Origin of the sequence: Enterobacter sp. 50793107 (assembly GCF_001463365.1) — a bacterium.
GTDB classification, from domain to species: Bacteria; Pseudomonadota; Gammaproteobacteria; order Enterobacterales; family Enterobacteriaceae; genus Enterobacter; species Enterobacter cloacae.
The window spans coordinates 1-10038 of sequence record NZ_LNII01000034.1; the positions used below are offsets into that span (position 1 = coordinate 1).

Annotated in this window: 16 protein-coding genes; 6 read left to right on the plus strand and 10 right to left on the minus strand. The window is 63.3% G+C overall.

Annotated features, from left to right (window positions below):
* From APU11_RS28745 to APU11_RS27870, 4 genes are all read right to left on the minus strand, one after another.
* Window positions 1-71: hypothetical protein (locus APU11_RS28745; protein ID WP_227522514.1), on the minus strand; the 71-nt coding region annotated here is incomplete at its 3' end.
* A 78-nt stretch (window positions 72-149) separates the two neighbouring features.
* On the minus strand, window positions 150-707 hold the full coding sequence (locus APU11_RS05075; RefSeq protein ID WP_003100847.1) for a recombinase family protein: 558 nt from the start codon (window positions 705-707) through the stop codon (window positions 150-152).
* Window positions 701-1072: a hypothetical protein gene (locus APU11_RS05080; RefSeq protein WP_003100853.1), complete on the minus strand. Its 372-nt coding sequence runs from the start codon at window positions 1070-1072 to the stop codon at window positions 701-703. The genes APU11_RS05075 and APU11_RS05080 overlap by 7 nt, the downstream gene beginning before the upstream one ends.
* Window positions 1069-1668 carry a transposase gene (locus tag APU11_RS27870; protein ID WP_223203167.1) on the minus strand — a complete coding sequence of 200 codons (600 nt, stop codon included), beginning with the start codon at window positions 1666-1668 and terminating at the stop codon, window positions 1069-1071. The genes APU11_RS05080 and APU11_RS27870 overlap by 4 nt, the downstream gene beginning before the upstream one ends.
* Here APU11_RS27870 and APU11_RS05090 point away from each other — a divergent pair.
* Genes APU11_RS05090 through APU11_RS05105 form a run of 4 tightly spaced genes read left to right on the plus strand, consistent with a single transcriptional unit; the run spans window position 1662 to window position 6141 of the window.
* Entirely contained in the window at window positions 1662-3341 is a 1680-nt protein-coding gene (locus APU11_RS05090; protein ID WP_003465068.1) for a DDE-type integrase/transposase/recombinase, read from the plus strand. The genes APU11_RS27870 and APU11_RS05090 overlap by 7 nt on opposite strands.
* Window positions 3342-3343: 2 nt before the next feature.
* A complete protein-coding gene (locus tag APU11_RS05095; RefSeq protein WP_060578345.1) occupies window positions 3344-4252 on the plus strand; it encodes a TniB family NTP-binding protein in 909 nt (302 codons plus the stop codon).
* On the plus strand, window positions 4249-5466 hold the full coding sequence (locus tag APU11_RS05100) for a TniQ family protein (protein ID WP_013087245.1): 1218 nt from the start codon (window positions 4249-4251) through the stop codon (window positions 5464-5466). The genes APU11_RS05095 and APU11_RS05100 overlap by 4 nt, the downstream gene beginning before the upstream one ends.
* A gap of 60 nt (window positions 5467-5526) precedes the next feature.
* Window positions 5527-6141, plus strand: coding sequence for a recombinase family protein (locus APU11_RS05105; protein ID WP_000904941.1), 615 nt, complete (start codon window positions 5527-5529; stop codon window positions 6139-6141).
* A 52-nt stretch (window positions 6142-6193) separates the two neighbouring features.
* On the opposite strand, the gene merE is transcribed toward APU11_RS05105, so the two are convergent.
* From merE to merT, 6 genes are read right to left on the minus strand one after another with little or no spacing between them, the layout of a single operon-like run.
* Entirely contained in the window at window positions 6194-6430 is a 237-nt protein-coding gene (merE, locus tag APU11_RS05110) for a broad-spectrum mercury transporter MerE (protein WP_001087809.1), read from the minus strand.
* Window positions 6427-6792 carry a mercury resistance co-regulator MerD gene (gene merD / locus APU11_RS05115; RefSeq protein WP_003465059.1) on the minus strand — a complete coding sequence of 122 codons (366 nt, stop codon included), beginning with the start codon at window positions 6790-6792 and terminating at the stop codon, window positions 6427-6429. Before merD ends, merE begins: the two co-directional genes overlap by 4 nt.
* 16 nt (window positions 6793-6808) lie before the next feature.
* Window positions 6809-8455, minus strand: a complete 1647-nt coding sequence (gene merA / locus APU11_RS05120) for a mercury(II) reductase (RefSeq protein ID WP_000136268.1) — start codon at window positions 8453-8455, stop codon at window positions 6809-6811.
* Entirely contained in the window at window positions 8452-8697 is a 246-nt protein-coding gene (merF, locus tag APU11_RS05125) for a mercury resistance system transport protein MerF (RefSeq protein WP_060578346.1), read from the minus strand. The genes merA and merF overlap by 4 nt, the downstream gene beginning before the upstream one ends.
* A gap of 2 nt (window positions 8698-8699) precedes the next feature.
* Window positions 8700-8975, minus strand: a complete 276-nt coding sequence (merP, locus tag APU11_RS05130; RefSeq protein ID WP_000735441.1) for a mercury resistance system periplasmic binding protein MerP — start codon at window positions 8973-8975, stop codon at window positions 8700-8702.
* Between the two features lie 15 nt (window positions 8976-8990).
* A complete protein-coding gene (gene merT / locus APU11_RS05135) occupies window positions 8991-9341 on the minus strand; it encodes a mercuric ion transporter MerT (RefSeq protein ID WP_001294667.1) in 351 nt (116 codons plus the stop codon).
* 71 nt (window positions 9342-9412) lie between these two features.
* On the opposite strand from merT, the gene merR reads away from it, so the two are divergent.
* The gene (gene merR / locus APU11_RS05140) at window positions 9413-9847 is read left to right on the plus strand and encodes an Hg(II)-responsive transcriptional regulator (protein WP_000429838.1); all 435 of its coding nucleotides are present in this window, start codon (window positions 9413-9415) and stop codon (window positions 9845-9847) included.
* 99 nt (window positions 9848-9946) lie between these two features.
* Window positions 9947-10038, plus strand: a 92-nt coding sequence (locus APU11_RS28750; RefSeq protein WP_071957402.1) for an IS110 family transposase, incomplete at its 3' end; no start/stop codon positions are given.

A 10038-nucleotide genomic window follows, 5' to 3' on the forward strand; every position in this document is an offset into this window, starting at 1 on the left:
CGACGATCCTGGCAATGAATATGGAAAGAGTTTTTACCCAGATCGATACCAATGAGCGCAATGTTTTCCATGATAGTTCTCCGAATGAAAGCCTGTCCTCAGCATAGTACCGGGAAGGAGGGAGTGACCATCTCATTAAATAAAGCACGCTAAGCGTGCGTGGAGGCTGGCACCCAGCGGTACAGCGTCGGAATGGACACGCCGAGGTTCTTGGCCACGTCCTTGGGCGGCACCCCGCTGGCCAGCAGCTTCTTGGCCGACTCGATCTTGCTGTCGGTCATCTTCGGCTTGCGGCCGCCTTTGCGGCCGAGCTGCTTGGCGACTTCCAGCCCGGCGCGGGTGCGCTCGACGGTCAGCTCGCGCTCCATTTCGGCAAGGCTCGCCATGACGTGGAAGAAGAACCGCCCGGATGGTGTGCCGGTGTCGATGGAGTCGGTGAGGCTCCTGAACTGGACACCGTGCTTGTGCAGATCGCCGACCAGATCGACCAGTTGCTTGACCGACCGGCCCAGCCGGTCGAGCTTCCAGACGACCAAAGTATCGCCTTCGCGCAGCATTTCGAGCGTCTTGGCCAAGCCAGGCCGGTCTGCCCGCGTGCCACTCACCTTGTCCTCGAAGACCTTTTTACATCCGGCCTTGCTCAAGGCTTCGCGTTGCAGCTCCAGGTTCTGATCCTGCGTCGAGACGCGCGCATAGCCAATCAACATGGCTTGTCTCGCGCCCGGTCGATGCGTTCCTGCATCGCCTGCATCACTTCTTCGTGGGTGTACGATCTGGCGTTGGCGTCGGTGGCTTGCCGCAGGGCTTCCTCAACCTCGCGCGTCATCCGCTCGTAATCCTCCGGCCACAGCGCTTGCTCCATGCGCAGCGACGCCTGACCCAGCAGGTGCAGCAGGCTGAACAGCCGCATGTCGTTGGTGGCGACGATGCGCTCCCGAATCTGCTCCTGAATAGCTTCGCTAGCCCGATGCGCTTGTGGTGTGGCAGTCCCCTCGTAGTCAGCGGGGAATTCCGCTTCCTCGGCAATCCTTGCCCAGGCGCTGGCCAGCGCCTCGATGGTTGACGTGCTCATTTCCGCCGCTCCTGTGCTCTTTGGCGAATCAACCGGCCAAGGGGCCTCGACGCGAAAACCAGCAGCATCACGCCTATCGGATACCAGGTCGAGAAGACCACCAAGGCATCGAAGGCTGGCCGTCCGGTGTTGGTAGGCAGTACGGCGGTCACAGCCATCAACCCGCCGACCGTCCAGATGATGCGCCACACGTAGGGCATCACGCGGGGCACGTAGCCGTCATCGAAAGCGGTCTGGTAGTAGCGGCGCAGGCCGCGCTCGGCAAGCGCCTGGCGCTGCCGCTCCGACAGCGCATCCGTCCGGCCATACCAGCGCCGGAATGGTGGACAGCGCAGCAGCAAAGGGGTGAAGAGGATCATCACCGCCACGATCGCGACACCCCACGCCATGACGGCGCCGGCATCGGGCCGCTTGGCGTTCTCGATCACGGGCGCGAAGACGCCCGGTGTCGTTTTCAGAAGACGACCGCACCATCTGACTGGATGTAACGCCTGGTGTGCATACGGCTCCTGACAGCCCAATATCAGGAGTCGTCTGCACCAATCTCGACTATGCTCAATACTCGTGTGCACCAAAGCGAGGTTTGGGCATGACATCAGACACTCCACCGATTGCCGCGCAAGGCGTGGCCACCCTGCCCGACGAGGCATGGGCGCAAGCCCGGCACCGGACGGAAATCATCGGGCCACTGGCAGCGCTTGAGGTGGTCGGGCATGAAGCCGCCGATGAGGCAGCCCAAGCGCTGGGCCTGTCCCGGCGACAGGTATATGTCCTGATCCGTCGCGCCCGGCAGGGTACTGGCCTGGTAACAGACCTGACGCCCGGCCGATCCGGCGGCGGCAAAGGCAAGGGGCGCTTGCCGGAACCGGTCGAGCGCATCATCCGCGAGCTGCTGCAAAAGCGCTTCCTGACCAAGCAGAAACGCAGCCTGGCGGCGTTCCACCGCGAAGTCGCGCAGGCGTGCAAAACCCAGAAGCTGCCGGTGCCGGCGCGCAACACCGTGGCCCAGCGGATTGCCGGACTACATCCGGCGAAAATAGCCCGCAGCCGGGGCGGGCAGGACGCTGCCCGTCCCTTGCAAGGCGCGGGTGGCATTCCGCCCGAAGTCACCATGCCGCTGGAACAGGTGCAGATCGACCACACCGTCATCGACCTGATCGTGGTCGACGAGCGCGACCGGCAACCGATTGGCCGCCCATATTTGACCCTCGCCATCGACGTGTTCACGCGCTGCGTACTCGGCATGGTGGTCACGCTGGAAGCGCCGTCCGCCGTCTCGGTCGGCCTATGCCTCGCGCATGCCGCCTGCGACAAGCGGCCCTGGCTGGAAGGGCTGAATGTGGAAATGGACTGGCCGATGAGCGGCAAGCCCAGGCTGCTCTATCTGGACAACGCGGCCGAGTTCAAAAGCGAAGCGCTGCGCCGTGGCTGCGAACAGCATGGCATCCGGCTGGACTATCGCCCACCAGGCCAGCCGCACTACGGCGGCATCGTGGAACGGATCATCGGCACGGCGATGCAGATGATCCACGACGAATTACCGGGGACGACCTTCTCCAATCCCGGCCAGCGCGGCGAGTACGATTCCGAGAAGATGGCCACCCTGACGCTGCGCGAGCTGGAGCGCTGGCTCGCGTTGGCGGTAGGCACCTATCACGGCTCCGTGCACAACGGCCTGCTCCAGCCGCCGGCCGCGCGCTGGGCCGAGGCCGTGGAGCGCGTTGGCGTCCCGGCCGTCGTTACCCGCCCCACCGCGTTTTTGGTCGATTTCCTGCCGGTGATCCGCCGCACCCTGACCCGCACCGGCTTTGTCATCGACCACATCCACTACTACGCCGACGCCCTCAAGCCGTGGATTGCCCGGCGCGAGCGCTTGCCCGCCTTCCTGATCCGGCGCGATCCGCGCGACATCAGCCGCATCTGGGTACTGGAACCGGAAGGTCAGCACTATCTGGAGATCCACTACCGCACCTTGTCCCATCCGGCCGTCACCCTCTGGGAACAACGCCAGGCGCTGGCCAAATTGCGTCAGCTCGGGCGCGAGCAGGTGGACGAGTCGGCGCTGTTCCGCATGATCGGGCAGATGCGCGAGATCGTGACCACCGCCCAGAAGGCCACGCGCAAGGCGCGGCGCGACGCTGATCGCCGCCAGCACCTCAAGACGTCGGAGCCACCGGCCAAGCCCATACCGCCGGATGTGGACATGGCTGACCCGCAGGCAGACAACCTGCCGCCGGCCAAACCGTTCGATCAGATCGAGGAGTGGTAGCCGTGGACGAATATCCCGTCATTGACCTGTCCCACCTGCTGCCAGCGGCACAGGGTTTGGCCAGGCTGCCGGCAGACGAGCGCATCCAGCGCATTCGCGCCGACCGCTGGATCGGCTACCCGCGCGCGGTCGAGGCGCTGAACCGGCTGGAAACTCTGTATGCGTGGCCGAACAAGCAACGCATGCCAAACCTGCTGCTGGTCGGCCCCACCAACAACGGCAAGTCGATGATCGTCGAGAAATTCCGGCGGGCGCACCCGGTCGGCACCGACGCTGACCAAGAACATATCCCGGTGCTGGTCGTGCAGATGCCGTCAGAGCCATCGGTGATCCGCTTCTATGTCGCGCTGCTGGCTGCGATGGGCGCGCCGCTGCGCCCGCGCCCACGGCTGCCGGAAATGGAGCAACTGGCGCTGGCCCTGCTGCGCAAGGTCGGCGTGCGCATGCTGGTGATCGACGAACTGCACAATGTACTGGCTGGCAACAGCGTTAACCGGCGCGAGTTCCTCAACCTGCTGCGCTTCCTCGGCAACGAGCTGCGTATCCCCCTGGTCGGGGTCGGCACGCGCGAGGCGTACCTGGCCATCCGTTCGGACGATCAGTTGGAAAACCGCTTCGAGCCGATGCTGCTGCCGCCGTGGGAGGCCAATGAGGACTGCTGCTCGCTGCTGGCCAGCTTCGCGGCGTCACTCCCGCTACGGCGGCCATCCCCGATTGCCACGCTGGACATGGCCCGCTACCTGCTCACCCGGAGCGAAGGCACCATCGGCGAGCTTGCACATCTGCTGGTGGCGGCGGCCGTCGCCGCCGTGGAGAGTGGCGAGGAAGCGATCAACCACCGCACGCTCAGCATGGCCGACTACATCGGCCCCAGTGAGCGGCGGCGACAGTTAGAGCGGGAACTGATGTGAAGTCCGCGCCGCGCTGGCCGCTGCATCCGGCACCCAAGGAAGGCGAAGCCCTGTCCTCATGGCTCAACCGGGTCGCCGCCTGCTACCAGATGGACGTGCACGAGCTGCTGGCCCACGATCTTGGTCACAGCCAACTTGATGACCTGGATACCGCACCATCCTTGTCGTTGCTGACGGCGCTCTGCCAGCGCAGTGGCGTCGAGCTGGAGCGGTTGCGCAGCATGAGTCTTGCAGGCTGGGTGCCGTGGCTGCTCGACAGTCTCGACGATTCGGTACCAGCAGCCTTGGAAACCTATACATTCCAATGCGCGGTGCTCCTGCCCAAGCGCACCCGCAAGGTGCGGTCCATCACTCGCTGGCGTGCCTGGCTACCGAGCCAGACGATTCGCCGGGCGTGTCCGCAGTGTCTGAACGATCCAACGAATCAAGCTGTGCTACTCGTCTGGCAGCTCCCCTTGATGCTGAGCTGCCCGCAGCATGGCTGCTGGCTGGAGTCCTACTGGGGCATGCCCGGCCGGTATCTTCAGTGGGAAATCGCCGATGCTGCGCCGCGCCCTGCCGATGACGCAATCGCCTGCATGGACCGGCGCACCTGGCAGGCGCTGACGACGGGTTTTGTGGAGCTGCCGCGTCGGCGTGTCCACGCCGGCTTGTGGTTCCGGCTGCTGCGCACCCTGCTTGATGAGCTGAACACGCCGCTCTCGCACTGCGGCAGTTGCTCGGCGAGCATCCGCCATGTCTGGGAGCGCTGCGGCCATCCGCTGCGCGCCGGGCAGAGTCTGTGGCGTCCCTACGAGATTCTGGCCCCGGCGGTGCAGTGGCAGATGCTGGAGGCGGCGGCCACCGCCATCACGCTGATCGAGTCAAAGGCGCTGATCCCGCGCGGGGAACAGGCCGCGCTGTTTCAGACGGAGCCGTACACTGGTTTCACCAACGGCCTGCCGGCGAAGGTGCCGAAGCCGGAACCCATCAACCACTGGCAACGAGCAGCCCAGGCCATCGATGAGGCCATCATTGAAGCGCGACACAACCCGGAGACGGCCCGCTTGCTGTTCACACTGGCGTCCTACGGGCGACGCGACCCCGAATCCCTGGAACGTTTGCGCGCCACGTTCACCAAGGAGGGCATCCCGCCGGAGTTTTTGTCACATTACGAGCCTGAATGGCCGTTTGCAGGTCTTAGACTAAATGACGGGTTAAGTGACAGTTTTTGACGGCGAGAGCTTTCTGGCTCACACTGTCACATAATCGAACGTATATGTGACAGGTACGACATGCTGATAGGCTACATGCGGGTATCGAAGGCGGACGGCTCCCAGGCTACCGATTTGCAGCGCGACGCGCTGATTGCCGCCGGGGTCGATCCAGTACATCTTTACGAGGACCAGGCATCCGGCATGCGCGAGGATCGGCCCGGCTTGACGAGCTGCCTGAAGGCGTTGCGAACTGGCGACACACTGGTCGTGTGGAAACTGGATCGGCTCGGACGCGACCTGCGACATCTCATCAACACCGTGCACGACCTGACTGGGCGCGGCATCGGCTTGAAGGTATTAACCGGGCACGGCGCGGCCATCGACACCACGACCGCCGCCGGCAAGCTGGTCTTTGGCATCTTCGCCGCCCTGGCCGAGTTCGAGCGCGAGTTGATCGCGGAGCGCACGATTGCCGGCCTAGCCTCGGCCCGCGCGCGCGGGCGGAAAGGCGGCCGGCCGTTCAAGATGACCGCCGCCAAGCTGCGGCTGGCGATGGCGGCAATGGGTCAGCCAGAGACCAAGGTCGGCGACCTGTGCCAGGAACTTGGCGTCACGCGGCAGACCCTGTATCGGCATGTTTCACCCAAGGGTGAGCTACGTCCAGATGGCGAGAAGCTACTCAGCCGAATTTGATGCCGGCATGAGGCAACGTAGCGACAGCGTGGTTTGTCTCAATGGGAAGCGCTCATGATCGATCTTTGAAGGCCCGCAGCAGTCGTGTCACAGACAGGACGAACAAACCGGTCAGCGTGAGGGCTGCGATACCCCAGTACTCTCCGATGAACGCGCCGGCCGTCGTGCCGGCCAGCACAATGGCGAGAATCGGCAAATGGCAGGGACAGGTGAGCACGGCCAGCGCGCCCCACAGGTAGCCGGTGATCGGTTTGTGCGTCTCGGACGGCAAGCGCTCGGGGCTGTTCATGGCAGACTCTCCGCGTGCTGTGCCGGCTCGGTCGGCATGGTGGCCAACTGCACCTCCAGATCGGCCAACGCTTCGCGCCGACGCTCGACGAACTGGCGCAGAACGGCAAGCTGCGCGGCCGCTTCATCGCCGTCCGCAGCATCCAGCGCCCGGCACAGCCGCGCCAGCGCGTCCAGGCCGATGCCCGCCTCGAAGGCCGCCCGCACGAAGCACAGCCGTTGCAAGGCGGCATCATCGAACAGGCCATAGCCGCCCGGGGTGCACGCCACCGGACGCAGCAATCCGCGCAGCAGGTAGTCGCGCACGATATGCACGCTCACCCCGGCATCAAGGGCCAGCCGGGACACGGTGTAGGCGCTCATTGAAAACCTCCTTTTTTTATCCAGCGCAGCAGGAAAGCTGCTTCACGTCCTTGTTGAAGGTCTGCGCCGCAAGCTTCAACCCCTCGACCATTGTCAGGTAGGGGAACAACTGGTCGGCCAGTTCCTGCACCGTCATGCGGTTGCGGATGGCGAGCACCGCCGTCTGGATCAGTTCGCCCGCTTCCGGGGCCACCGCCTGCACGCCGATGAGCCGTCCGCTACCTTCCTCGATGACCAGCTTGATGAAGCCGCGTGTGTCGAAGTTGGCAAGCGCTCGCGGAACGTTGTCGAGTGTCAGCGTGCGACTGTCGGTCTCGATGCCATCGTGGTGCGCTTCCGCCTCGCTGTAGCCCACGGTGGCGACTTGCGGGTCGGTGAACACCACTGCCGGCATCGCGGTCAGATTGAGGGCTGCGTCGCCGCCGGTCATGTTGATCGCGGCACGGGTGCCGGCGGCCGCTGCCACGTAGACGAACTGCGGCTGGTCGGTGCAGTCGCCGGCCGCGTAGATGTTCGGGTTGCTCGTGCGCATGCCTTGGTCGATAACGATGGCCCCTTGCGCATTGACAGTGACCCCCGCCGCGTCCAGCGCGAGGCTGCGCGTATTCGGTGCCCGACCGGTGGCAACCAGCAACTTGTCAGCGCGTAATTCACCGTGTCCGGTGGTCAGCACGAATTCGCCGTTCACATGGGCGACCTGGCTGGCTTGCGTGTGCTCCAGCACCTCGATGCCCTCGGCGCGGAAAGCGGCTGTCACGGCCTCGCCGATGGCCGGGTCTTCCCGGAAGAACAAGGTGCTGCGTGCCAGGATCGTGACCTGGCTGCCGAGCCGGGCAAAGGCTTGCGCCAGTTCCAACGCCACCACCGACGAACCGATCACGGCCAGGCGTGCGGGAATGGTGTCGCTGACAAGCGCTTCGGTGGAAGTCCAGTAGGGTGACTCTTTCAGGCCCGGAATCGGCGGCACGGCCGGACTGGCACCGGTGGCGACCAGGCAGCGGTCGAACGTTACCTCGCGCTCGCCACCCTCGTTCAAACGGACGACCAGGCTCTGGTCGTCCTTGAAACGCGCTTCACCGTGCAAAACGGTGATGGCTGGATTGCCGTCCAGGATGCCTTCGTATTTGGCGTGCCGCAGTTCATCGACACGGGCCTGCTGCTGGGCCAGCAGTTTGCTGCGGTCAATCGCAGGCACAGTTGCCGCAATACCGCCGTCGAACGGACTTTCCCGGCGCAGATGGGCAATATGGGCAGCGCGGATCATGATCTTGGACGGCACACAGCCGATATTGACGCAGGTGCCGCCGATGGTGCCGCGTTCGATCAGCGTGACCGTCGCGCCTTGCTCGACGGCCTTCAGCGCCGCCGCCATCGCGGCCCCGCCGCTGCCAATGATGGCGATATGCAAACCGGCGCCCTCAAGTGCATCACGGATTTTTGGTTCATCTTTGAAATCACCAACCCGGATCGAGCCTTGATAACCCAATGCGGCGATGGCGGCCAGCAGTTGGTTGTGGCTCACGGCGGTGTCTGCCATGACTTGCGCGCGGCTTTCTGGATAGGACACCACAGCGGCATTCACGCCGGGAATCTTTTCCAAAGCATCTTTGACATGGGTGGCGCAGGATGTGCAGGTCATGCCATTCACGGTGATTTCGGTCATTTTTTTACTCCATTGAATTTCGGGGTGCAGCAGGCATCGGCTTGGCGTTTTCGTTGGATGGCGTAGATGGTCAAGCCGATGAAAATCGCCAGCGCAGGCAGCAGCACATATTCCAGATAGCCGGTCAGCGCGGACAAGCCGACCACACCGAGCAAAATGACCAGAACAGGGGTGAAGCAACACAGCGCCACGAGGGTTGTGCCAATGATGCTGACCCGCAGCAGTGTCTTCGGGTCTTTCATGATCAGTTCTTGACTGATGATGGGTAGCCCGCATCCTCGGTAGCCTTGGTCAGTTTCTGCACGCTGGTCTTGGCATCATCGAAGGTGACCACCGCTTCGCGCGTCTCGAAGGTCACGTCAACTTTACTGACGCCATCGACCTTGGAAATCGCCTTCTTGACAGTGATCGGACAGGCCGAGCAGGTCATGCCCGGTACGGACAACGTAACGGTCTGGGTGGCGGCCCACACGGGGGCAACAACGGCAGCGAGGGCAAGGGCGGAAAGCAGCTTTTTCATGGTGAACTCCTGTGATCAATAGAAAAATGGCACGACGTAGGGAAATCCGAGCGCGACCAAAACCAGCACGGCCACGCCCCAGAAAATGAGCTTGTAAGTAGCTCGCACTTGGGGAATCGCGCAAACCTCACCCGGTTTGCAGGCGGCTGACGGCCGGTAGATGCGCCGCCAGGCGAAGAACAACGCCACCAGCGCCACGCCGATAAAGATGGGGCGATAGGGTTCCAACACCGTCAAGTTGCCGATCCAAGCGCCGCTGAACCCCAAGGCGATCAGAACCAGCGGCCCGAGGCAGCAAGCCGAGGCGAGGATGGCGGCCAGCCCGCCAGTGAAGAGCGCGCCGCGCCCGTTTTGAGGTTCAGACATACGTTTGTCCTTTCGAATCTGAATTGGATAGCTTAAGCTTACTTCCGTAGTTATGTACGGAGTCAAGCGATATGGAAAACAATTTGGAGAACCTGACCATTGGCGTTTTCGCCAGGACGGCCGGGGTCAATGTGGAGACCATCCGGTTCTATCAGCGCAAGGGCTTGCTCCCGGAACCGGACAAGCCTTACGGCAGCATTCGCCGCTATGGCGAGACGGATGTAACGCGGGTGCGCTTCGTGAAATCAGCCCAGCGGTTGGGTTTCAGCCTGGATGAGATCGCCGAGCTGCTGCGGCTGGAGGATGGCACCCATTGCGAGGAAGCCAGCAGCCTGGCCGAGCACAAGCTCAAGGACGTGCGCGAGAGGATGGCTGACCTGGCGCGCATGGAGGCCGTGCTGTCTGATTTGGTGTGCGCCTGCCATGCGCGGAAGGGGAACGTTTCCTGCCCGCTGATTGCGTCACTGCAAGGGAAGAAAGAACCGCGCAGTGCGGACGCGGTGTAGCCCGAGGGAACTACGCCTTAGCGTGCTTTATTTAATGAGATGGTCACTCCCTCCTTCCCGGTACTATGCTGAGGACAGGCTTTCATTCGGAGAACTATCATGGAAAACATTGCGCTCATTGGTATCGATCTGGGTAAAAACTCTTTCCATATTCATTGCCAGGATCGTCGCGGGAAGGCTGTTTACCGTAA

Coding starts and splice junctions, on each gene's coding strand:
- APU11_RS05075 (WP_003100847.1), bottom strand. CDS start 707: ATGTTGATTGGCTATGCGCGCGTCTCGACGCAGGATCAGAACCTGGAG.
- APU11_RS05080 (WP_003100853.1), bottom strand. CDS start 1,072: ATGAGCACGTCAACCATCGAGGCGCTGGCCAGCGCCTGGGCAAGGATT.
- APU11_RS05090 (WP_003465068.1), top strand. CDS start 1,662: ATGACATCAGACACTCCACCGATTGCCGCGCAAGGCGTGGCCACCCTG.
- APU11_RS27870 (WP_223203167.1), bottom strand. CDS start 1,668: ATGTCATGCCCAAACCTCGCTTTGGTGCACACGAGTATTGAGCATAGT.
- APU11_RS05105 (WP_000904941.1), top strand. CDS start 5,527: ATGCTGATAGGCTACATGCGGGTATCGAAGGCGGACGGCTCCCAGGCT.
- merE (WP_001087809.1), bottom strand. CDS start 6,430: ATGAACAGCCCCGAGCGCTTGCCGTCCGAGACGCACAAACCGATCACC.
- merD (WP_003465059.1), bottom strand. CDS start 6,792: ATGAGCGCCTACACCGTGTCCCGGCTGGCCCTTGATGCCGGGGTGAGC.
- merA (WP_000136268.1), bottom strand. CDS start 8,455: ATGACCGAAATCACCGTGAATGGCATGACCTGCACATCCTGCGCCACC.
- merF (WP_060578346.1), bottom strand. CDS start 8,697: ATGAAAGACCCGAAGACACTGCTGCGGGTCAGCATCATTGGCACAACC.
- merP (WP_000735441.1), bottom strand. CDS start 8,975: ATGAAAAAGCTGCTTTCCGCCCTTGCCCTCGCTGCCGTTGTTGCCCCC.
- merT (WP_001294667.1), bottom strand. CDS start 9,341: ATGTCTGAACCTCAAAACGGGCGCGGCGCGCTCTTCACTGGCGGGCTG.
- merR (WP_000429838.1), top strand. CDS start 9,413: ATGGAAAACAATTTGGAGAACCTGACCATTGGCGTTTTCGCCAGGACG.